Origin of the sequence: Streptomyces sp. NBC_00162, from assembly GCF_024611995.1 — a bacterium.
GTDB lineage: Bacteria > Actinomycetota > Actinomycetes > Streptomycetales > Streptomycetaceae > Streptomyces.
On sequence record NZ_CP102509.1, the window covers coordinates 596,780 to 618,534 of the forward strand.

22 protein-coding genes and 2 pseudogenes are annotated in these 21,755 nt (G+C 66.4%); 14 read left to right on the forward strand and 10 right to left on the reverse strand.

What is annotated here, in order from left to right; all coding sequences use genetic code 11:
* The first annotated feature begins 68 nt into the window (after positions 1–68).
* Both JIW86_RS03335 and JIW86_RS03340 read left to right on the forward strand, forming a co-directional pair.
* Positions 69–734, forward strand: coding sequence for a DUF4232 domain-containing protein (locus JIW86_RS03335; RefSeq protein ID WP_257552417.1), 666 nt, complete (start codon positions 69–71; stop codon positions 732–734).
* Between the two features lie 648 nt (positions 735–1,382).
* Positions 1,383–1,910, forward strand: coding sequence for a hypothetical protein (locus tag JIW86_RS03340; RefSeq protein WP_257552418.1), 528 nt, complete (start codon positions 1,383–1,385; stop codon positions 1,908–1,910).
* A gap of 53 nt (positions 1,911–1,963) precedes the next feature.
* Here JIW86_RS03340 and JIW86_RS03345 read toward each other — a convergent pair whose 3' ends face one another.
* Positions 1,964–3,115, reverse strand: coding sequence for a hypothetical protein (locus JIW86_RS03345; protein ID WP_257552419.1), 1,152 nt, complete (start codon positions 3,113–3,115; stop codon positions 1,964–1,966).
* A gap of 146 nt (positions 3,116–3,261) precedes the next feature.
* Entirely contained in the window at positions 3,262–4,233 is a 972-nt protein-coding gene (locus tag JIW86_RS03350) for an ImmA/IrrE family metallo-endopeptidase (RefSeq protein ID WP_257552420.1), read from the reverse strand.
* A 349-nt stretch (positions 4,234–4,582) separates the two neighbouring features.
* Here JIW86_RS03350 and JIW86_RS03355 point away from each other — a divergent pair, with 349 nt between their 5' ends.
* Together JIW86_RS03355 and JIW86_RS03360 are read left to right on the forward strand one after the other, a co-directional pair.
* The gene (locus JIW86_RS03355; protein WP_257552421.1) at positions 4,583–6,628 is read left to right on the forward strand and encodes a DEAD/DEAH box helicase; all 2,046 of its coding nucleotides are present in this window, start codon (positions 4,583–4,585) and stop codon (positions 6,626–6,628) included.
* Complete coding sequence (locus tag JIW86_RS03360) at positions 6,588–7,196, forward strand: hypothetical protein (protein WP_257552422.1); 609 nt, start codon at positions 6,588–6,590, stop codon at positions 7,194–7,196. The genes JIW86_RS03355 and JIW86_RS03360 overlap by 41 nt, the downstream gene beginning before the upstream one ends.
* Positions 7,197–7,389: 193 nt before the next feature.
* On the opposite strand, the gene JIW86_RS03365 is transcribed toward JIW86_RS03360, so the two are convergent.
* Positions 7,390–7,722, reverse strand: a complete 333-nt coding sequence (locus JIW86_RS03365; RefSeq protein WP_257552423.1) for a DUF6221 family protein — start codon at positions 7,720–7,722, stop codon at positions 7,390–7,392.
* A gap of 543 nt (positions 7,723–8,265) precedes the next feature.
* On the opposite strand from JIW86_RS03365, the gene JIW86_RS03370 reads away from it, so the two are divergent.
* The 4 genes from JIW86_RS03370 to JIW86_RS03385 all read left to right on the forward strand — a co-directional run bounded on the left by JIW86_RS03370 (position 8,266) and on the right by JIW86_RS03385 (position 11,840).
* Entirely contained in the window at positions 8,266–8,511 is a 246-nt protein-coding gene (locus JIW86_RS03370; RefSeq protein ID WP_257552424.1) for a hypothetical protein, read from the forward strand.
* Between the two features lie 237 nt (positions 8,512–8,748).
* The gene (locus JIW86_RS03375) at positions 8,749–10,098 is read left to right on the forward strand and encodes an ATP-dependent nuclease (protein WP_257552425.1); all 1,350 of its coding nucleotides are present in this window, start codon (positions 8,749–8,751) and stop codon (positions 10,096–10,098) included.
* An 83-nt stretch (positions 10,099–10,181) separates the two neighbouring features.
* Positions 10,182–10,580 carry a hypothetical protein gene (locus tag JIW86_RS03380; RefSeq protein WP_257552426.1) on the forward strand — a complete coding sequence of 133 codons (399 nt, stop codon included), beginning with the start codon at positions 10,182–10,184 and terminating at the stop codon, positions 10,578–10,580.
* A gap of 558 nt (positions 10,581–11,138) precedes the next feature.
* Positions 11,139–11,840 carry a hypothetical protein gene (locus tag JIW86_RS03385; protein WP_257552427.1) on the forward strand — a complete coding sequence of 234 codons (702 nt, stop codon included), beginning with the start codon at positions 11,139–11,141 and terminating at the stop codon, positions 11,838–11,840.
* A 367-nt stretch (positions 11,841–12,207) separates the two neighbouring features.
* Here JIW86_RS03385 and JIW86_RS03390 read toward each other — a convergent pair whose 3' ends face one another.
* From JIW86_RS03390 to JIW86_RS03410, 5 genes are all read right to left on the reverse strand, one after another.
* Positions 12,208–12,819, reverse strand: coding sequence for an NUDIX hydrolase (locus tag JIW86_RS03390; protein ID WP_257552428.1), 612 nt, complete (start codon positions 12,817–12,819; stop codon positions 12,208–12,210).
* 5 nt (positions 12,820–12,824) lie between these two features.
* Positions 12,825–13,946 carry an adenosylhomocysteinase gene (locus JIW86_RS03395; RefSeq protein ID WP_257552429.1) on the reverse strand — a complete coding sequence of 374 codons (1,122 nt, stop codon included), beginning with the start codon at positions 13,944–13,946 and terminating at the stop codon, positions 12,825–12,827.
* A gap of 51 nt (positions 13,947–13,997) precedes the next feature.
* A complete protein-coding gene (locus JIW86_RS03400) occupies positions 13,998–14,150 on the reverse strand; it encodes a hypothetical protein (protein ID WP_257552430.1) in 153 nt (50 codons plus the stop codon).
* Between the two features lie 312 nt (positions 14,151–14,462).
* Entirely contained in the window at positions 14,463–14,885 is a 423-nt protein-coding gene (locus JIW86_RS03405; RefSeq protein ID WP_257552431.1) for an ATP-binding protein, read from the reverse strand.
* A gap of 7 nt (positions 14,886–14,892) precedes the next feature.
* Complete coding sequence (locus JIW86_RS03410; protein ID WP_257552432.1) at positions 14,893–15,339, reverse strand: hypothetical protein; 447 nt, start codon at positions 15,337–15,339, stop codon at positions 14,893–14,895.
* A gap of 154 nt (positions 15,340–15,493) precedes the next feature.
* Between JIW86_RS03410 and JIW86_RS03415 the strand changes: the two are divergent.
* From JIW86_RS03415 to JIW86_RS03440, 6 genes and pseudogenes are all read left to right on the forward strand, one after another.
* Positions 15,494–16,045, forward strand: a pseudogene (locus JIW86_RS03415) (hypothetical protein); the annotation flags it as partial.
* A gap of 62 nt (positions 16,046–16,107) precedes the next feature.
* Complete coding sequence (locus JIW86_RS03420; RefSeq protein WP_257552434.1) at positions 16,108–16,647, forward strand: winged helix-turn-helix domain-containing protein; 540 nt, start codon at positions 16,108–16,110, stop codon at positions 16,645–16,647.
* Positions 16,644–17,180 carry a transposase gene (locus tag JIW86_RS03425; RefSeq protein ID WP_257559204.1) on the forward strand — a complete coding sequence of 179 codons (537 nt, stop codon included), beginning with the start codon at positions 16,644–16,646 and terminating at the stop codon, positions 17,178–17,180. The genes JIW86_RS03420 and JIW86_RS03425 overlap by 4 nt, the downstream gene beginning before the upstream one ends.
* Before the next feature lie 65 nt (positions 17,181–17,245).
* Entirely contained in the window at positions 17,246–17,761 is a 516-nt protein-coding gene (locus tag JIW86_RS03430) for a hypothetical protein (protein ID WP_416237518.1), read from the forward strand.
* Positions 17,758–18,423, forward strand: coding sequence for a YdcF family protein (locus JIW86_RS03435; RefSeq protein ID WP_257552435.1), 666 nt, complete (start codon positions 17,758–17,760; stop codon positions 18,421–18,423). The genes JIW86_RS03430 and JIW86_RS03435 overlap by 4 nt, the downstream gene beginning before the upstream one ends.
* Positions 18,368–19,168, forward strand: a complete 801-nt coding sequence (locus tag JIW86_RS03440; protein WP_257552436.1) for a WbqC family protein — start codon at positions 18,368–18,370, stop codon at positions 19,166–19,168. The genes JIW86_RS03435 and JIW86_RS03440 overlap by 56 nt, the downstream gene beginning before the upstream one ends.
* 98 nt (positions 19,169–19,266) lie before the next feature.
* Here the strand turns inward: JIW86_RS03440 and JIW86_RS03445 are convergent, their stop codons facing one another.
* Positions 19,267–20,811 carry a zinc-ribbon domain-containing protein gene (locus tag JIW86_RS03445; protein ID WP_257552437.1) on the reverse strand — a complete coding sequence of 515 codons (1,545 nt, stop codon included), beginning with the start codon at positions 20,809–20,811 and terminating at the stop codon, positions 19,267–19,269.
* An 84-nt stretch (positions 20,812–20,895) separates the two neighbouring features.
* Positions 20,896–21,561 (reverse strand): annotated as a pseudogene (locus JIW86_RS42035) (zinc-ribbon domain-containing protein); the annotation flags it as partial.
* Positions 21,562–21,755: the final 194 nt, after the last annotated feature.

Sequence of the window (21,755 nt, forward strand, 5' to 3'; positions counted from 1 at the left end):
ATGCAACCCCGTGACTTCTGGCATGCGTACAGGTCGTGTAAATCGAAGCACACCACAAGGGGGCTCCGTTGACCAGGGGAAACAAGGTAACCAGCAAGGCGGCGGTCGTGGCCGCTCTGGGTGCGCTGCTGCTGGCGGGCACGGCATGCGAGTCGAGCGGGGCCGATGGATCGGACGACTTCAAGCCCTCGGACCGGCCGAGCGCGACGCGCTCGCCGAAGGCGGGTGAGACGGCTTCGGCGAAGCCGGGCGGCGGTTCGGCAAACACCGGTGGCGAGGCGAGTAGCAGCAACAGCGCCGCCGTTGTCGCGTGTGCGGAAGGCGACCTCGCGTTCTCCGCCACGAACGAGGACGAGGAGGGCAAGAGCGTCAGGCACCTCCTCCTCACCGTCACCAACACCGGGAACAAGAGGTGCAACGTCTACCACTACCCCTACCTGAAGTTCGCCTATGCCAGGGAAGCCTTTGCCGTGATCAAGGACAGCGAGGATGCGCCCGCCACCCTCGCTCCGGGTGAGAAGGCGTACGCAGCCCTGCTCGCCAACGGCGGCGGCATGGATACGTACGACACGAACACCATCCCCCTCAGCCTCCAGGGCCCCGACCTCGGCAGCAAAGTGAGCGAGCCGATCAACCTCGACCTGCCCGGCCGGGTGGCGTTCGACGACGGTGCCCGCGTCACCTACTGGACAACGGCCCCCGGCCTTGCCCTGCGCTTCATCATGTCGTCCTGACGAACCTCAACCCGGACCACCGTGCTTCCGTGAAGGCTCCGCCTGCCGCACACTCCGAGTCCCTGTCCACGCCAGAGCAGCGGTTCCCCGTCAAGTTCATCTGTTCAGTCAGGTCACTCCTCTGGGCGCGCTGCCGCGGCAGAGTGCCGCGGGGCCTATGGGGGTAGCTCGATTGGGATGCGACGGGATCCACTCAACAGAATCGAACGAATGAGTGAATCGCGATCGGATGCCTTACGATCGCACGTGTCGCAGTCAGGTCGGCAACCGGTCGAGCGTGATCATTGCGGTGCGGCTGCTAGCCACATTAGGGTCGTTGTGACGATCTTGGTCTGGTGAGAGCCTCTCCGTTCTAGCCTGCTGGCGAGCGCTGGTGCTTGATTTCCGTGTCCTTGCACCGGCTACCTCGGTTAGGGCTATGTTGCCGAACGCCCCAGGCGGGCTTCTGGGGAGCTGCTAGTAGGCCGGGACCGGATCTGCCGGAGGGTGGTTCCATGCTTCTGGCGCGCGAGTCAGAGCCCCTAGGGGGCACGGTTTCGGGTGAGGGCAGGTTGAGTCATGGCGGTTGCGTCTCGAGGACCGGTCGATGTGCTCTCGAAGTCAGTCCCGTCGGGAACGCTGATTCCGCACGAGTCGAGGTTGCAGGCCGTGAACGTGTTTGGCGCACAGGCCGTCGTCGCCTACCGACGCGACGCTGTCGAGTGTGAGAGGCGTGCTGCTGAAGGTACGCCGCCGCTGACCCGGCCAGACGTGCTGGATCTCCTCATGGGGCTGCCTGTGGGTGAGGCCGTGCCGGTCAATACCTTGAGTTCACCCGAGCGGCGTGCGCTCAAGGCGGCGCCAAAGGGTGTGGTCGTTCAAAGCGGCGGAACCGTGACCAGGAGGGTTGTCCAGCCTCTGCGTGTTGATCTTGCCATCGTGCCCGGCAGAGGCTGGGAATCGGCAATGGAGAAGGCGGAGCTCTTCACCCCGTTCTGCGCGCGTGCGGTCCTTGTTGAGCGCCCTTTGCGCCGCAAGGATGACGCGATACTGCAGGCGGACTTCTACGGCATCGGCCTCTTGGCTCTGATCGGCAACGAGCTGGACGTCCTGGTTCCTCCGCGGCCTTTCGTGAAGCGCCGCCACACCGTGGCTGGCTGGAAATTCCTCGAAGACCTGTACGCCCAGCTGGCTTAGTGAGGCGCGGCGCCTCCGTGGCACGCCTCTAACATGTGGTCGGAGAGACCGCGCTAAGAAGCAGGCAGCGTCGCCCAAGCCGCCAGGGGCGGCGGCGGCTGGAAGCCCCTCTTCACTGAGAGCCCGATTCGCTGGTTCTCGAGCGGGTAGCGGTTGATGGCAGCGGCACACTTCTCCTGCCACCACGACTTCCGCTTGGGCCCCGATTCATAGCCAGCCAACTCGCCTACCCACGTGCTCCAGGTGAGGATGTTGTGGTCCTCGGCTTCGACGCGTGTCTCGCTGTCGGTCTTGAAGAAGCGGTCGAGTCCACGCCCGTTGCAGACCTCGCAGAGGCAGGTCGCCGGCTCGGCGTTTGCGTAGCGGTTCGCGAGCGATTCGGCACCCTTGAAGCACATGAGCTCCGGCATCAAAACGCTCGGGTACACCGGGCCGTTCGGCTTGCTGACCTTCGCTCGCTCGCCGGGCGCCACGCTGTGTCGCACAGAGCTTGAGACACCGATACCAGCACAGAGGGCGCCGTGGGCCATCGCGTCGAGGGCCGCCAAGTCCGTCCGCAGCAGCATCATGTCCTCGACCTCGGAGATGACGCGGCGGAGGTTCGCAGGGATGACCTTGGCGTGCTGCAGCGGATCGAACTGGCCGACCAATACCAGGGCTTTGGGCTGGTTGATGCGCTGGCAAGCGGCGATGAGCTGGCCGACGCGTTCGTTGCCGAGCCAGGTGACATCGACGGGCAGGGTCACGACGGTGTCAACGCGCTCGATGCCTTGCGCTGCGCGGATCACCGCTTTCAGCGGCTTGGAGGCTCCGGGTGCGATGTAACCCGTAGGCGTCAGGGCGGCGCTAGCCCCTGCGGCCTTCTGGAGGCCGAGCGCGTCGTCGAGGGTCGTGAAGATCAGGTCGTGAGGCAGGAGGAACGGCTCGTCCTCGGTCGCCGTATAGGTTGTGTACGGGGCGCTGTCGATCAGCATGGTGCCGGTGAAGCCAGCCTCGGTGCGGAGCTTGAACGCGCGGGTTCCGGCGTTGTCTCCAGTCATCACTACGCCACCGAGGTCGGTGTCGATTGCCTCGCGCTGGCGCGGAATGAAGCGTGATTGCTCGTGCAGCAACACACGCCCCGCCAGGATCGGGGTGGCAGGGATGCTGGCATCGAGTACCCGCAGAGCAGGCGGGCGCTGTCCGAAGGGTGCGGGGTTGCTCAAGAGGTCACCTCACAGGTGGGCCGGAGTCACAACGGCCCCGGACGAAGAGGAAGCGCACAAGTAGATCTCGTGGAACTCCTCGTGACCCAGGCCAGCCAGATGGGCCGCATTGGTCAGGTCGAGGTGGTGCTGTTGCTCAAGCCGGGTTACGACCCGAGCGATGTGGCGCGGGGTCTCGCGCTGAACGGTGACGGGCTCGACGGTTCGGTAGCCGAGCGCCGACATCTCGACCATGAGGTTGCGGTACTGCCACTCGCTGACGACCCCGAGGAGAGCGCTCGCCTGATGAGCGCTGCCATCGAGACGCCCCACCTGGTCTTGAGCTCCATGAGTCGCTGCAAGTCAACGCCCGGCTTGAGCTCGGGGAAGATCGCGTCGTGAGGCATGAGGAACTCGGCCGCGAAGCGGTCGGCCTGCTGTTCCTGAAGGCGCCCTTCCCCGGGTTCGGTGTGCATCACGACATGCCCTAGCTCGTGCGCCAGGCTGAAGCGGAAGCGGTCACCTGGCGCGGTCGAGTTGAGTAGGAAAAGCGGTGGGCTACCGGCCTGCCACTGGCTGACGGCGTCCAGATCCGCTGTTCCCAAGTCCCGGATGACCACCGACGCGCCGGCGCCCTCTATCACCGACACGAGGTCGTCGATGGGCCCGCGGCCGATGCCCCACTCTTCACGCAGTGCGGCAGCCGCATCCTCGGGGGTATCCAGGTCGTCGATGTCGATATGCCGGAAGCGGTGGTTGCCGAGGTCGGTCAGCGGCGCTGTGAGTGACTCGACTTGCAGGCGGGTCAACATCAGTGTCGCGTGGATGCGGCGGAGGCTCGTGGCCCCCATCGAGGCGCGCTTCCGGTGGTGGACCAAGCCAACGCCTACGCCGTGAGTGTCAGTGGTGCGGCATAGCATTTCAGGTGTGTATCCGAGAGCTTCTGCGTACAGGGCGAGGCGATCGTCCTTCACCTGTAGGCGGCCGGCTTCGGCTCGGCTCACATAGCCCTGGGAGACCCGGCTGGCACCGTCAAGCCGCGACATCGCGACTGCGAGGTCTGCTTGCGTCATCCCTCGGGATTCGCGAGCCAGCGCAAGCATGGCGGGTACGGCTACCAGGTCCTCGTGAGCTTCCATCGGCTACCCTCCCATCCTCAGGCTGTTCGCCAAGTATACACACGATCATTCCTCGCTCTAGTGCTCCAAAATATTCCGAACTCAATCCGACGTGTGAGTGCCTGACGCGGCGCCAGAGTGATGGCGGCTCGTCTCGACAGCGCAGGAGGTTGTGTTGCCGACCGGCCGACGGGTGCTGTGCACCCACTGGGGCAGGGTCTGCTCCGGCTGCCCTCCTGCGGCCCGTGGCGCCCAGGCGGATGGGAGATCTACAAGCTCCTCATGCGCAAGCCGTGCGAACTGCTATGAATGGGCCGCGGTGAAGCGGGAGTCTGATCTCCCGACAAGAGTCATGGGGCGGAGGGGCGGCGTGGCATTCAAGCGAGGGCAGACGGACTCGGTTGGTGTTCCGAGCGATCCGGAGCAGTTGTACCGGCTGCTGGCACGGGGGAACCGTGGGCCGGCGTCTGTCTGGGGGCACCAGTCGAAGGTCATGGAGTACTGGCACAAGGAGTTCCGCGACAAAAGTGACGTCGCACTTGAGCTACCGACCGGTGCGGGCAAGACCCTAGTCGGCGGTCTGATCGCCGAGTATCTGCGACGGGCGGACGGGCGACGAGTCGCATACCTGTGCCCCACGCGGCAGCTCGCTGTGCAGACGGCCCGGAAGCTGGACGACTACGGTATCCCGCCGTCGCTTCTCATCGGCCAGTCGAAGGACTGGGACCAAGTCGACCTCACGCGCTTTCAGGCCGGGGGCTCGATCGCCGTCAGTACGTACAGCCACGTCTTCAACGCGCGGCCGAGGATCGATGCAGCCGATGTCCTGATCCTTGACGATGCCCATGCGGCCGAGGGCTACGTCGCCAAGCCCTGGAGCCTGCGGATCCGCCGACGCTCCCACGAGAGTGCGTACAAGGATGTGCTCGCCGCCCTGAGCTCCGCCCTGGACCCCCTCCTGCTACCGCACCTGCGGTCCGAGAATCCCGGGGACCAGTACCGCACGGGGATCTACCTCGCCTCTCCCGCGGCCGTTGCTGCCCAGGCCAACCACGTGGAGTCGGTCATCCGAGACGCTGTTGCTCACCGCAAGGTCAGCGACGACGCCATGTACGCCTGGAAGTTTCTCGAGACCCACGTGGCCGACTGCATGACGTACGTGTCGTACCGCGAGATCCTCATCCGCCCACTCATCGCCCCTACCTTCCAGCACGAGGCATTCAACAGTCCGCAGCAGCGCATCTACATGAGCGCCACATTGGGGGCCGGCGGAGAGCTCGAGCGCGCATTCGGGCGGCCTAGGATCCATCGCATTCCTGTGCCCGCAGGGTGGGACAAGGAAGGCACCGGGCGGAGGTTCTTCGTCTTCCCGGAGATCGCCCAGGACCTGGCCTCGGATCCGAAGGCAGTCGCGCCGTTCGTTCGGCGAGTCATCGAGCAGGCGGGACGTGCAGTCGTACTGACCCCCGAGACCCGAGTGGCCGACAAGTTCCGCGAGCACTACCTGCCGGAGAACTATCGCACCTTCACCGCACAGCAGGTCGAGGACGATCTCGCTGCCTTCACCTCACAGCCTGCAGCCGCACTGGTTCTGACGAACCGCTACGACGGAGTAGACCTCCCGGACGACGACTGCCGACTGGTGGTGTTCACTGGTCTGCCGGCCAAGGGGGACCTTCAGGAGCGCTTCCTCCAAGAGACCCTCGGCGCCGACGAAGTGCTCCGCGAACGCATCCGTGCGCGCATCCAGCAGGGTGCTGGCCGGGCGACACGCAACCTTCGCGATCACGCTACCGTTCTGGTTCTCGGCCGCAGCCTGACGTCCTATCTGGCCCGCAGGGACATTCAGGCATCGATGCACCCCGAAATCCACGCTGAGCTGGAAGTCGGAGTCGATGCATCACTCGGCCAGTCCTCGGACGACGTGTGGGGCAACCTGGCGATCTTCAACGACCAGGGCCCTGACTGGCAGGGAGTCGAGGAGGACATCGTCCGAAATCGGGAAACCTATGACCGGCAGGACGGGCCTGGTGCCGCAGCGCTCCAGAAAGCCGTCCGTAGCGAGGTCGCGGCTGCCAACGCGCTCTGGTCCAAGGACCACCAGTTCGCACTCGCCTCGATCAAGAGCGTGACCGACCAACTGCGCAATGCTCAAACGCCGAAGCGGTACAGCTCGCTGTGGAGCTACCTTGGTTTCTGCGTGGCCCATCGTCTGGCCGAGGCCACCGGAGAGACGCAGTTCCAGCAAGCCGCAGCCAGCTATTTCAGCGAAGCGCGACGGAACAGCCTTGGCACAACGTGGTTTGATCGCGTTGCCCCAGTCGCCGCCCCTCTCGGCCGCGGTGGAAGAGCTCGATCCGACGGACGAAGCAGCCATGAACACCATCCTGGCTGCGAAGGACCTGTGGAGCCCTGAAGCCTTCCAAGCGGCACTTTCGACCAGGGCGGGACTCCAGCAGACGGATCCCGACCCGTACGAGGACGGCCTGGTCCACCTCGGACGCCTTGCTGGCGCCAGTAAGAGCTATGGAGATCCTCGGGACGGCAGCGCCGCCAAGCCGGATGCCGTGTGGGTCTTTTACAGTGCCCGGTGGATCATCTGGGAAGCGAAGAACCAAGCAACGGAAACCGGCGAGATCGGTGCCGACCAGGCTCGGCAAGCTGGCGGCCACCGACGAACCACGGAGAAGGCGGAAGGCGCTGTGGCACCAGGAGACTCCATCTGTGTCCTGGCGTCCCCCAAGAAGAAGGTGAACGACGGCGCGTACAACGTTGCCGAAGAGAACCTCTACTGGGTACGGCCGCCTCAAGTTCTCGCACTGTTCGACACGCTCACGCGTGCCTGGCAGGACGCACGGGCTCGTGGCCTAGAAACGATGAGCCTTACCGAACTAGCGGCGGTGTTCCGGGAGCACCAGGCGCTGCCCTCCCAGTGGCTTCCCACCCTTCGACAACATCCTCTCTGGCGTACGCCGGAAGAGTAGTCACAGCGCGTTCCGCGAGTTGGTCGATGTCCAATGCCGCATCGGGCATCGAACACGGCAGGGGTGCCGACTCGTACAGCACTGAGCGACAGGCGCGACAGTCGTCAGGGTCTCCCGACCATCACGGCCATTACAGCGTGGCAATCGGGAGCTCTGGCACATGGCGGGGCGGGGTTGGTGCCGGCGATGCCGTTCACCACTCCCGCAGCAGCCAGGACGGATCGAAGTCGGAATGGTCCCGGTAGGCCATCGCGAGCGCTCTGACCGCGTCGCGCAGGACTGTCCTTGCGTTGCTGTCGGCGGCCTCATATAGGTCCACCACCAGACGACGGGACTCGAGATTGCCCCAGATGTGCGGCGGGTCCCAAGTGGCCAGGTGCGTGGCGATGTCCCGTTGGGCGTGGACCACGGGCTCGTCATGATCGTCGATGACGGTACCGCTGCGGGGCGGGTGATGCCGCCACGAGGTTCCGTCGCCGCTGGTGCCCTGCTCGTCCTCGTCGAGACGGGCATGTACGAATGCCACCAGCGACTCACGTCGACGCCGCTCCGGGTTGCGGGACTCAAGAATCGGGCCCGGCTGAAGCAGGTCGGGAGCCTCAGCGGGGCAGTAGGTTAGCCAGCCGGTCCGGCCCCGCCGCAATGTGCCCGCCCCCGGCAACAAGAGACGCCGGCAGTGAGCGCAGTAGTCCTCGTACTTGTTCGTCGCCATCGTCGACATTGTGCCGGGTTGCTGGAAGGCACGGCAGGCCAGGCCAGGAGAGCGGATCGCCGACTTCGAGGAATGCGCCAAGCGCGAGGCCCCCGTGGGCCATCCGAGGCGCCAGGGCAGCCGCCACCGATTCGTCAACGATGGTGGTCGGTGCCGACCATCGGTCGCATGCCTCAGCCCAGACGCATCGCAGGGCTGTTTGCTTCCGTCAGTCCCGTCAGCCCCTGCCACTCCTGCTCCCCATGTTCACCGATCGGATCGCGGGAAAGTACCCCTCTCAGGAACCCCAGAGGGCATTTTTCCCTTATCTTGCATTTTCGGACCCTCCAGCCCCGCGGCGGGGTGCACCACTGGCCCGTGGCCGAGGGTTCTGCCTGGTCACGGGCCTACGCTGGCCTGCGGGTCTCAGGGACGATCGAGGGGCTGGGCGATCCAGACGGCTTCCCGCCGCTGATCGGCTTTGAGAGTGACGCGAGCTGCCTGCGCAGTTCCTCATACTCGAAGGCGATCTCCGGCCCGACGATCTTGGCGGTGGACGCTCAGGCGACGATCTCCGGCAGCGTCTCCATCGTGGCGGCCGCGCTCTTCGCGGCGTTGAAGTGATCAGTGGGCTCGTTGCCTCATGGACTCAGCCGGCGCCCCTCCGGGGCGTCTGACGTGGCGGGGCGGCAGGATGCCTCAGATCCTTTACTCAGCCTTGACTAAGTCGAGTGGAGGGCCGACGATTTTAACCGCCCGCACCGAATCGCGATATCCGTTTCACTAGATTCCCAAGGGCCCACTATCGTGGGGAGTCGGACTCGTTCAGGATCTCGCGGATCCTCAACTGGGGGTGGAACCGTGCGACTTCGACACTTGTCCCTGTCTAACTTTCGCGGCGTTAGGGAGTTCTCTGTCTCAGATATCGACTCCCTCCCATTCGTCGTATTGACGGGCCAGAACTCGACAGGTAAGTCCTCGATCCTGGAAGCGCTGGCGTTCCTTATGCACGCCGCCCGCCTAGGCCCAGAGCCCATCGGCGGCAACGGCCCCGAGGCGCGGATCGAGGCATCTTTTACCCTGAGCGACCGAGAGCTCGAAGCGGTCGACCTCGCCTGCCGGGAGAAGATGGGGCGTCCGGCAAAAACTGGGAGCGCGTTCACTCGCGAGGTCACTCTTCGCTGGGGTGAGCGGCCGAAATTCGCTGGGTCAGCCGAGCTGAAGACCATGCTTTCCCCCGAGTTTAAGGCAATGCACGAATTTGCCGATATAACTTTCGTCGAGCCCGGCAAGATATTCAATCTGAGAAACAACCCGACCATCGGCCTTGGAATTCCTTTCGATCCGCTTGCAACCGTAAGCGCTCATGCCGGGTTCAATGACCCCACCGCGGATACCGAGGGATATCTCGCCTCGCTCGACTACCAGTCCATGCTGGCCAAAAGGGAAGGTCGAGAGGGCGAGGACGGGTTTGCCGAGATTTCATCAAAATTCCAGGAGATTACCGGCCAAATTGTCCTGCGCCCTTCATCGAGCATGGCGGCCGGATCCAGCCACATTTCTGTCGCCCTTCCTAGCGGACACCGTCACGGGTTGAGCGGGCTCTCCAGCGGTCACCGGGCAGCCCTGGGGCTGCTCTGCCTGGGTCACCGCATGAAGAGGACGGGCGGGATGATCCTGCTCGACGAACCCGAGCTTCACCTTCACCCCTCGGGGCAAGTTGCCGCGATCAACGCCCTTCGAGACCCGACGTCCGCCGCTCAGGTCATGATCGTTACGCACTCTCCCCATATCGTCGCAACCCTGCCCCCTCGCTCCCTCATTGAGGTGCGCCCCAGTTCGGTCGAGGGGAATCAGGCTCATCGCCCCACGGGCCCTTACGGGACTGTCACAGCTGTCGGCCGGACTGCGGCAGACGAAATGCTGAAAGAGTTTCAACTCGTAGTCGAGGGTGACTATGACGAGGATGACCTCTTCTTGCTGTTCCCTAACGAAATGAGTCGCGCCAAACTCGTAAAGGCTGGCAGCTCCAGCGAGGTTATGGGGTATCACCGGTCGCTGGCGGCGAGCGCAAACCGGCTGCCGTGGCTCTGCCTCCGTGATCGCGACCTGATGACGGCAGACGAGATGCATCGCCTAACCTCGGATTATCCAAATCTCCATATTTGGCCGCGTCGGGCGCTGGAAAGCATGCTCCTGCACCCCCTCTAATTTCCACTATCTTTCTGTCGGTTGGCCAACAGGTGACGGAGAGGGAAGTGGGAGCGCTGCTTCGGGAGGTTGCAGCGCCTCTCATGCAGGAGGTCTCCAAGACTTTGACACACTTGGAGATCAATCGGGCCCACCCTCAGCCCCGGCCCGGTGATTTCAACTCAACGCCGGAGTTCTATTTGGCGTCGGCCCGTGTCGATGAAGATCGCGCGAAGGCTTGGGATTCCATCCTTGCCGCGCAGCAGGTTCTGATTCGAGACCGCTGGGAAGACGATTTCTTGGACCTCGTTGATCCTAAGAAGCTGCTCGGGGCTCTTCAGGCCAAGACGCGGATCTTCAATAAGGCGCCAGTTCTCAGGAAGGCGCTGCTGACGCAGGCCGGCCGGGATGACCTAGTGCGTCCTCCTGGCCTGGAGGAGTTCCGCCTCAAGATGGCCCAGCTCTGTGCCATCACTGGCGAGCCGGGAACAAGGCGGAGCTGACGCCATCAGGACCCATGCGGAAGGGGCCTGCCCCGTCGGGGTCGGCCCCTTCCGCATGGGTCGGTCGGTCAGGCGCAGCCGAGGGTGCGGGTGAATCCACCGCACCCGCACCGAACTCGGCATTGCGGCCTGAGATGTCGGCGTACGACCTAAGCTCTCCAGTCGCGTACGGAAAAACGTCTACAGCTATGTCGCGGGCAGCAGCACGGCCGAGATCTTGGTTGAGATCGTCAGGTCGGCCGTAGAAACTCGCACGATGAGTCGGAGAACGCGCCGCCAGCCCGGCGCCGACTCGGGGCAGGACCAGGCTCCTGACGGCGCCGACTCGCTCGCCGGTCTGCCGGACCCCCGCCAGGCTCGGATAGCCGTCTGGCGGGGCTTCCGCTGTACGGATGTTCCCAAGCTACCCACGCTGTCGGGAGCGTGTGGCAGGGTGCGCCCATGGAAACGCCAGAGCAGTCACACTCTCTCGTCCTAACGCCTGAGCAGCTGCACAATCTGACCAGCACCCTTGATCAGATCCGGCCCGCGCTGGTGGCGTTGGCCAGTGTGCCGACGATGAACGAGAGCCTCATCGCCGTGTCCCGCACCGTCGGCGCCGCCGTGGCCCAGATGCAGGCCGACATCGAGCCCATCCGGGCTATGACCCAGCAGGTGGCGGTACCCCTGGTCCAGCTTTCAGAGATGCGCCGGAACGTCACCTCCATGGGCCTCGCGGCCGCCTCCGCGCTGGCCCTGATGGAGGCCGAGGTCGCACCCGCTCGGACCATGATGCAGAGGACCCTGACCGCCCTTGCGCCAGCACTGTCGACTTTGGCAGACATGAACAGCGTCCGGACCGCCCTGCAACAGGCCACCGAGACGGTCGCGTTCTCCCAGCAGGAGTGGTTCATGGACGGGGTCCAGACCCTATACGCGAGCGATCTACTGGACCGGCTGGACGACGATGCCCGCGTCGAGCCGGCCGCCGTCCCATCAGCCGAGGAGACCGCTGAGCTCGACGAGGTGGCCCAGGCCTTCCAATGTGCCGACTTCCTGACCCCAGCCCAGGCGAAGCGCCTGTACATCGCCTACCTGTGCTGCCTCGTTCTCACTCTGTGGGCCCTAGCCGCGGTCTCGGCCGAGGGACCGGCCCAGGACACCCTGGGGTCCGCCGCCGACATCTCAGGGGTCGTCGCGGTCGTCGCGCCGGTCGCTGTATGGCTCTGGAACCGACGCAGCCCCAGAAGCAGCACGACGGACGAGACGCAATCCTCCTGATCTCTCGGTCCGCGACGATGCCGTCGGCTGTCCTAGCCGGGCGAGCTGTCAGACCCACCCTTGTCCGACCTGGCGCCTGCCCGTAGCCTCCGGCAGCTCCACCGCGCGGCGCACGAAATCGACCACCGCCTCCGGATACTCCTCCGGCCTCGGGAACCGGCCCATCCGCTGGGGATTCTTCCTTGTCACGGGCCTGCGTTGGCCTGCGGGGCTGAGGGGCGGCCGAGAGGCTGGGTGATCCAGCCAGCCCCCGCCACTGGTCGGTGTCGAGGGTGTCGCGGGCGTCGATGACCTTGCGGCTGTGGGGCCGGTGGCGAGCCGCTTGGGGTCGACGGTCGAAACTGCCGCCTTGAGCCCCGTCAGTCCCTCACTCGCCTGCGATGGGCCAGGGCTCGGCGAGGGGGAGCTGGCCGGTCATCGCGGCGTCGCTGTCGGCGCTGAGGAGGGCGTCGGCGATGTGCCTTCGCAGGTTCGGGTCGCTGATGGTGTCCAGCTCGCGCCAGGCGGCGTCGGAGACCTCTTCGGTCTGGAGTTCGCCGATGTCGGCGGTGGTGCGGAAGAGGAACCGGAAGTCGAAGTGCTGGTGGGCGGGCTCGTCCTTAGCGGGGTTGGCGTCGATGGGGTGGACATCGATGTGGAGCGGGGTCTCGCCGTGTGGGGTGATGAGGTGGGGCGGGATACCGGTCTCCTCGGTGAGCTCGCGGCCCGCGGCCTGAAGGAGGGTGCTGTCGGCCGGTTCGAGGTGGCCGCCCGGCAGGAGCCACTTGCCGATGGCGTTGTGGTGGATGTGCAGGATGTGGCCGTCCGGGCGGACGAGGACCGCGCTGGCGGTGACATGTCCCGGGGCGGTCTTGCGGCTGGTGAGGTCGTCGCCGTCTTCGAGGATGCCAAGGACCACGTCGAGTTCGAGCTTGGCCTCGGGGTGCTGTTCGAGGTAGGCGGCCAGGGTGGTGCGGATGTGGTCTGCCGTGATGGTCATGTTGATCACCTGTTGAAGTAGTTGAGCCAGGTTGCCGCGATGGCGGCGCGGTCGGCCGAGGGGACCTCGTGGATGCCGGGGGCGAGGTCTCCGCGGGTGAGCATCCTGATCGCGGCGAGGATCTCGGCCTGGATCAGGAAGATGAACGGCCCAACGCTGGCGCCGTGGATAAAGTTGACGGCGTTGCCGCCGTTCGCCAGATAGAAGTAGTGGCCGGTGGTCTGGTAGCGGGTGACGTGCTCGCCGACGGTGGTGCGGGTGTAGACGTCCGGAAGGCTGTTCAGCTCCAGCTCGTCCTCGCTGCTGGTGACGGTGGCGACGTAGGTGCCGTTGCGGAGGTGGGCGAAGTCTTCGCCTCGCAGGGAGAGCGAGCCGGTCGCGCAGAGCACCAGACCGGCGCTGGTCAGCGCGGACTCGCGGTCGCGGGCGACGGTGAAGCCCTGGGAGAGGGCCTGGGTGCGGCGGACGGGGTCGATGTCGAAGACGGTGACCTGGACTCCCTTGGCGTGCAGGAGGCGGGCGATGGAGGAACCGAGCTTGCCGAAGCCGATCACGAGGGCGGGCCGGCCGTGGAGGATGTCGCCGCGGCCGCGCATGACGGCTTCGGTGGAGAAGACAACGGACTGGCCGACGAGGAAGTCCTCGGGATCTTTCAGCGGGGACCTGGCGACGGAGATGACGGGGCAGGGCAGCTTGTCGAGGTCCTCGTAGCGGCGATGGCCGTTCTCGGTGTCCTCGATCACCCCGGCGAGCCGGCCGGTAAAGCGGCTGTGCACTGACTCGAGGGTGGGGGCGAAGTAGCCGCCGACGTCCAGCAGGGTGAGGGCCTCGCCTCCGGCACGGGACTCGAGGTAGTCCAGCGCGGTGTCGGGATCGGTGAACAGCTCGCGGGTTAGGCCGTCGACCGGGACGGTGTGCTCGACCTCGCGCTGGGCGGCCGCGGTGATGGACTTGGGCTTGGGTAGCACCGCCTTCAGCGCGGTCATCTGGGCGACTGCGCGGACGAAGGCGGGCCGCTCGGGCAGCAGGTGCGTGACCAGGAACGATGCGGTCGGCTCGTCCGGGGCGAACTGGGCGGCGACCTTGGCGAAGTAGGCGTCCAGCCGTGCGCGTTCGTGGGTTTCCATGGCAGTGACCTCTCGTGGCGAGATGGGGGCCGTGCATGGGGGCTGGGTGGTTCAGGCGGTGCGGGAGGTTAGGGCGAAGCCGAACAGCAACCGGTCGGCGGCCAGGGCGGCGTCGAGATAGGCGTCAACGTGGACGGCATCGGCCCACTGGGCGAGCGGGTCCAGGCCGACCACAAGGGCGGCGCGTCCGCTGTCGCGGACCAAGTCGGTCCACTGGGCATGGGCAGGCAGCCTCCAGACCCCAGCGGGCGCCGGGGAACTTCAGCAGGGCCCGGGGGCCGATGGTCACGAGGGTGCCCTGGGTATCGGGGACTGTGTCCTGGGCCAGTGCGAGGCCGCCGAGGACTTCGGCGAGGTGCCGCATCCGGGCCTCGATCGCGTCGGGGGTCTCGTGGCTGTTCCGGCCGATGCGGTGGGCGAGGAGTATGTGAGCGACCAGCTTGCCGTCGGGGGCGGTGCCGGGCCAGGCCCAGGCGCCGAGTGAGGACAGGAGCCCGGTGTCCAGGCCGGTGCTGGTCAGCATGCCTGTACCTGCCTGTTTGGCTGGCCGGTCTTGAACGTCGTCCAGACGATCTTGCCGCTGGGTCTGCGGTCCTCGACGCCCCAGCCGTCGGCGAGCGAAGCCACGATCTCCAGACCCCGGCCGGTGGTGTTGTTCCCGTCTGCGTGCGCGATCTTGGGTTCGCGGCGGTGGCGGGGGCGGCTGTCGTGTACTTCCACGCGTACGAAGTCCTCACCGGCGTCCAGTCTGACCAGGAAGCCGTGCTCGGTGTCGCTTCCGTGGATCAGGGCGTTCGAGGCGAGCTCGGAGACGCAGAGCCGGATGTCCTCGGCGGGGCTGTGCAGGCCCCAGGAGGCCAGGGTCGTGACGGCGAAGGCTCGGGCGAGGCCGACCGACTCGGGCCGCGGGTCGAAGAACCTCTGCTTCGGATCAGGCATCAGTGCCTCACCTCTCGGTGTCCAGGGCTGGGGTGGTGGCCGGGCTGAAGCGGCGGCGGCGGACCGGCGCCGGGCCCGGTCCGGCCGCGCTGTGGCCCGCCGGGCGGCGCCTGCCGGGTCCTCGGACCAGCAGCAGCCGGGCTCCGGCTGCGGTGATCTGGGCCTGCCTCGGGGCGGCTATGTCTTTGGGGCCCAGGTGGGAGGCGGCGGGCAGGACGACGCCGTAGGTGTCGGGCAGTTCCAGGACGTCGATGAGACCGGTGAATGCCGCCGACGGTCCGCTGCCGGTGTTCCGTTCGGTGAACACCGCCGAGAGCGTCAGCTCGTGCCGGCGGCAGTACTCGGCCAGAGTCTCGTTCAGGGCCATCTGGCGGGCCGGGGAGACCCGGACCAGCCGCAGGTAGCCGTAAACGACCGGACCGCTGACGCTGCGGTGCTCGGTGAGGGGTTCCATGGTGGTGTCCGTCCAAAGGTCCGTCGGCTGGTGTCAGCACTCAGCCTGGACCTGCTCCAACGCTGCGGAAATGACCGCCTGTTGCACTTGCGTTGCACTTGTGTCCCCCGCTCGCGCGGGCCGTGCTTCGATGGCGGCAGGAAGGGAGCGACGTGTGGCGACCGTGCACCACTGGACCGGCCTGGAAGCCCGTGCCCTGCGTCTCGCGCTGCGGCTGAGCGTCCGATCATTCGCCGGCCACCTCGGCGTCGGCATCAGGACGATCTCCAAGTGGGAGAAGCTCCTGGCCGCGACCGAGCCCCGCCAGGACACCCAGGCGATCTTGGATACCGCTCTGGCCCGCGCGGATGCCGCCGCCCACCTCCGCTTCGAGACGTTCCTGTCCGAAGCCGGCCGGACCACCCCCGCCGCCAGTACCCGCAGGGTGACCACCAGCGGGCCGCTGGCCTGGGAGTACGAGTCGTGGACCGACGATCTCGACCGGGCCGTGGTGGCCCTCTCCCGGCAGGACTTCACCTTCGCCGACAGCCTGATCGGCCGTTGGCTCGGCCGGTTCAAGCCGACCGCCCTGGATGACAAGGGCCTGTATCTCTTCGCTCGCTCAACCGCTCTGCTGGGCGATCTTCAGCGCGACCGGGGGGCTGTGATCGGCCCGCTGTCGGCTCAGTACTCCTATGCCTCGGCGAGGTCCCTGTTCGGCCAGTTACTGAGGTTTTCGGGTTGTCGTCGGGTAGTGACGGTTGATGATCCCTGCGGTATGCCGGTGAGGTGAGGTATCCAGAGGGCGGGGGCCTGACCGCTGAGCGTCGGGCGTTTCGTGAGGGGATCCGGCTTCAGGCCGGCGTGCGGTTCGCGGCGGGTGAGAAGACCGCGGTCATCGCGAAGGACCTGCGGGTGAGTGTGCGGTCCGTGGAACGCTGGCGCCGTGCCTGGCGCGAGCGCGGCATGGATGCCTTGCGCTCGACGGGTCCGGCGAACGCCCCGACCGTCACCGATGAACAGTTCGCTGTGCTCGAGGAGGAACTCGGCAAGGGGCCGTCGGCACACGGCTTCGAAGACGAACGCTGGACCCTGGCCCGGGTCCAGACCCTGATCCGTCGGCATCTTCGGGTGAGCCTGTCGGTGGCGACGGTGTGGCGGCTGCTGAGACGGCACGGCTGGTCCTGGCAGGCGCCCGCCCGCAGAGCCCTCGAGCGTGACGAGCACGCGGTGGAGCTGTGGAAGAAGGAGGTGTGGCCGGGGGTAAAAGCCTCGCGGCGGCGTCCGGTGCCTGGATCGTCTTCGAGGACGAAGCCGGCTTCTCGATGACTCCGCCCCGTGCCCGCACCTGGGGCCGGCGCGGACAGACCCCTGTCATCCGTGTGCGCGGCAGGTCCCGCCGCCGGACCTCGGTCGCCGCGCTGTGCTGCTACAAACCCGGTGAACACAGCCGTCTCATCCACCGGCCCCGCACTCATCTCCTGCTCAAGGGTGCACGCAAGAGCTTCTCCTGGAAGGACTACCGCGACCTGCTGGTGCGGGCTCACATCCAGCTCGGCGGCCCGATCGTGGTGGTCTGGGACAATCTCAACACCCACCTGGCCGCGGGGCTGAAACATTACGAGGCCGAGCACGACTGGCTCACCACCGTCCGGCTCCCGCCCTATGCACCCGACCTGAACCCCGTCGAGGCCGTCTGGTCACTCGTGCGCAGAGCGATGGCCAACACCGCCTTCGCCACACCCGACGACCTCGACCGCACACTCCGCCGCGAGTTACACAGAATCCAACTCCGACCCCACTTGGTCGACGGCTGCCTCACGGCCACACATCTGGCCATCGACCCACCGACCCCACCCTGAAAACCTCAGTAGACATTCCCCGCCGCGTCGCCCAGCTCGACCTGTCCCTCGCGGTCGTCGCGGAGATGTCAGGGCGCCTGGAGATCGCGGCCCAGCAGTACGAATCCCTGGCCGTCGACGACCGGCTTTCGCGCCGTGACCGGGCCAGGGCCCGGCTGTGGGTGGGAACGGCCTTAAGCAAGGACGGCAACCACAGCTATGCCTCCCGCGTCATGCTCGCCGCAACCCGGGAGTTCGAAGACCTCGCCGAGCCGGAGGACTGGTCGGTCGCCCACCAGAAGCTCGCCCTGGCCCACCGCGGCGCTGGCGACCTGACCAGCGCCCTGCACTTCATCTCCATCGCCCGCAGCACGGCCGCGACCGACGCGCCGATGCAGCGGGTCCGCCTGGAAACCGCCCACGGCCACATCCTGCTGTCCGATCCCGCCACCCGCGATGATGGCCTTCACGTTCTCAACAAAGCAGCCCAGCTGGCTGGGCAGTTCGGCCTCAGCCACCAGCTGGCCAGCATCGAGGGCATCAAGGCTATGAGCGAGGGCCTCCGGCCCTCGACGACGGTGACCAGGGAGAAGATCGCGTGACGTACATCCAGCAGACGATCACCGAGGACCAGTGGCGCAAGGCCAAGCTGATCTGGGACTACCACCAGATGGGCCACGACCTGGCCCCGGTGGACGTCGCGATCGGACTGGGCAGCCACGACCTCGGCGTCGCCGCAGCCACCGCCGACCTCTATCGCGCCAGCCTCTTCCCCGTCCTCGTATTCACCGGGGGCAACAGCCCCACCACGGCAAAGGTCTTCCCGCGTGGCGAGGCCGTCCACTTCCGTGAGCACGCCCTCGAACTCGGCGTCCCCGAGCACGCGATCCTTGTCGAGCCGAACGCCGCCAACACCGGCCAGAACATCACCCTCAGCCGCGAGCTCCTGGCCGCGAACGGCATCACCCCGAAGACCGTGCTGCTGGTCTCCAAGCCGTATATGGAGCGGCGGTCCTTCGCCACCGCCCGCAAGCTGTGGCCCGAGGTCGACATCATCTGCGCTTCGGAGTCGCTCGAGCTGGACGACTACCTCAAGAGCATCGGCGACGAGAAGCTCGTCCTCGACATGCTCGTGGGCGATCTCCAGCGGGTGATCGAGTATCCGAAGAACGGATTCGCCATCGCCCAGGATGTCCCGGAGGACGTGCATGACGCGTACGAATCCCTCATCCGCGACGGCTTCACCAGCCGCCTCATCTCCTGACCCGCCCGACTCCGGCGGACTGTGTGCGATCCACCAGCCCAACCTGTTTCCTCGGCTGACGACGCTGGCCAAGCTGTTCGCGGCGGACACATGGATCGTCCTCGACGATGTCCAGTTCACCCGCCGCGACTACCAGCACCGGGCCCGCCTCGCGACTCTGGGAGCCCCGCAGGTATCGCGGTGGATGTCTATCCCCACCCACCTGCCCCAAGGTCGCCAGACAGTCGTTCGAGACGCTCTGATAGCCGATCCTGACCTTGCCCGTCGCCGGACTATGGCCATGCTGAGGCAGTACTACGGGGCCAGCCCGCACTGGGCTGGTCTGGCCGAGGCCCTGGAGCCAGTGGGGGCCGAGTTCGGCAGTGGCCGGACCGCAGCGGTCACGGAGATGTCCACTCGGATCCTGCTGGACCGCCTTGGGTGGAAGGGCCACATCCTCCGCAGCGGGGACTTGTCCGCCCGGCCTGGCCGCTCCCAGCGGCTCGCCGACCTCACCGCCGCAGTCGGCGCCGGCTCGTATCTGTCTGGGACTGGCGGCATGAGGTACCTGGATGCTGCCCCATTCGCGGCCCAGGAGCTTGTGGTCATCCCCTTCCTGACCCCGTCTGTCGGCGTCTGGTCCTCGGGCCGCCAGGTCAGTGCCCTGTGGGCCCTGGCGACGCTCGGCCCCGACCAGCTGGCCGACCGCCTGCGGGCCGTCGCTGCGGCCCACACCTCATTGGAAACGGCTGTCCCCGGAGATTGAACCTGTTCGATGGTCATCGAAGTTGGCCCGGTTGCTCGCTTCGGGGTGATGCCTTACCTGCGGGGCATGGGGTACTCCGGGTATTGGGTTTCCGGCGTCTATGGCTTTCCTGCGTCCGTTGAGCGGAGCTGGGCGCGTACGCAGGCTGGGCACCGGGTGCCGTGGATTGCGCGGTTCTTGACCGATGTGACCCACGAGTGGCTGCACGTCGCACAGCGCCACTGGCAGCGGTTGTGGCTCCCTGGTCGGAGTGCGTGTGGATCACGTTCCGGGCGATCGAGGTTCTCGACAGCTTCGAGGGCAAGCTGGGGGAAGAGGTCGAGGAGACTCCCTCCGGGAGGGGCGCTCGCGCGTGCCTGGGCTGTCCGGGCGCGGCCGCACTGCGGGCATCCATTGCCCGCGGCACGGGTAGCAACCTTCGCCGGCCACTCGTGGCCGCAGGTGGAGCAACGCCACTGGCATGCCTTGTTGGACTTGGGTAGCAGGTCGACCGGGGCGCGATCGGGTTCGTCGAGGCATGCGACGAACTCGCGGGCCAAGTCCGGGTTGAGGGCGAGGAGACTCTCGTCGGCGGGAGCGATGGTGCGCGAGAGGCGGGCACGCTCGCGGGCGCACACAGGGCAGCCGCGCCCGCGGAGGCGCGTGCCGGGGCTGGCTTTCCAGTTGTGCGCGCAGGTACGGCAGCGCCAGGCACAGAGGTAGTTGCTGGATGGCTTCAACTGGCTTACTGTCCGTTCCGGGTGCGGGATGCAACCAACAAACTCCTCTGCCAGGTCCGGGTGCAGTGTGGCCAGCGACTGCTCCGGCTGTGCGTGAGAGCGCTCATGACCGAGCCTCTTAGATGCGCATTTCGGGCATCCGGTCTCCTGTCCGGCCCTGGAACTGACTACGGCGTCCCAAACCCAGGCACAGCTCGCGCATTTCCACCGGATGCGATCTGGCACATGGGGAGTTAGCCAGTCCAGCCCGATACCGGGGCGGGTCAGGTTCTCAACGAAGTCGTCGGCCAAGTGGGGGGCCGCGTCCAGGGCCGACGTCTGGGGCTTTCCGTTCTCGAAGTCGATCCAGGTGCGGGCCACACGGGCCAGCGCCAGCGCCACCGCCTCGGCGGAGGGTTCTTGCCAGGGCAGTTTTCGGTCGGCCAACCAGCATCCGATCGCCGCCGCCCACACCACCGGGTCGATGCTTTCGCTGCCCGCCACGAGACAGACCTGCCCACCCATCTCTCTCAGTGCCTTTGGGCGTACACGCAGATAATCGAGCTCGGACAACGCCGCTACTTTTCGGGTGTCCCGCGCCTGGTCCTTGTGCCACTGCGCCGGATCGAGATCGATGTACAGCCCAATGTCGGGAACGTACAGGTCGACGCGCCACCGCCGGCCGCCCCCCATGACCTCGACGTCGGCCTCGACATCGACACCGCAACCAACGTGCAGCAGCTCTGCGACTTCGAGCTCGAAACGGGAGCGGCCGAACCCGCCACACCTTCGGCACCCGGAGCCCATCACCGTTCGTGCTGCCACGGTCGTCGTCCATTCGTGGCCGCGGCTGCATCGCCAACGACATAGGTCGTTCGCTCCGGCAGGCATGTCCGAGGCCATCCGTCCGGGATGGGTCTCATTGGTGATCAGCTGTTCGGCCACTTGGGGATGCGTATCAGCGAGAGTCTCGCCTGGGCGAGGGACTCGACGGGCTGCGGCAAGACGATTCACTGCGCACCTGGGGCAGCCACTGTTCTTTGTCACCCGGTTGGTGATCGTCGCCTCCCACTGGTAACCACAGTCCGGGCATCGCCATAGGCAGCGGTCGACCGACGCCGGGCGCCGCGCCTGCAGACCGACACCGGGTGAGGTCAGATTGGCCACCATCTGCGCGACGAGTTCTGGTACCCAGTCAGCGGCCGAGGCACCCGGAACGACTGCGCGCCGTCCCGCCGCACGCCGTTCGTTCGCGCACACCGGACACCCCCGCCCCACTGTCCGTGTCCGGTTAGCCACCGTGGACACATACTCGTGTCCGCAGCGTGAGCACCGCCACCAGCACCTCTGCTGGGATCCAGCGCGGAGTTGATCCGGGGTGTTGCCGGGGCGGGTTTCGTTCCGTACGAACTCCGCACTGACCCCAGGAAACAGGTCTGCGAGTGACTTCCCCCGAGGTGCCCGGGCACGGCTGGCCGCCCGTACAGCAATGGCGCACACCGGACAGCCACCGCCACGGGACCGTGCTGCTGGTGACGCTACCCAGCGGTGCTCACATTGCCCGCACCGCCACCGAACCTTCAGATTGCTGTGCGTGCCGAGTTCAGCCAGTCTGTGCCCCGGACGCTCTACCACATCAACAGCCTCGGCGAAGGCCCCTGGGTGGGTCTCCTTCAGCAGCGTGCGCGCTCTCATACGCGAAGCATTCACTGTCCCACTGACAAGGATGACCGGCCGGGGCGCATGGCGACATCCAGCATTTCGACCACCAGCCAAAACCGTAACTCGGTCGCAGTGGTTCGATCGCCATGCGGGCCAAGCAGAGCCAGCCACTTCCACCGCACGGCGCCCCGCCGATCACGTAATCGGCGGGGCTGACGGTATGGGCT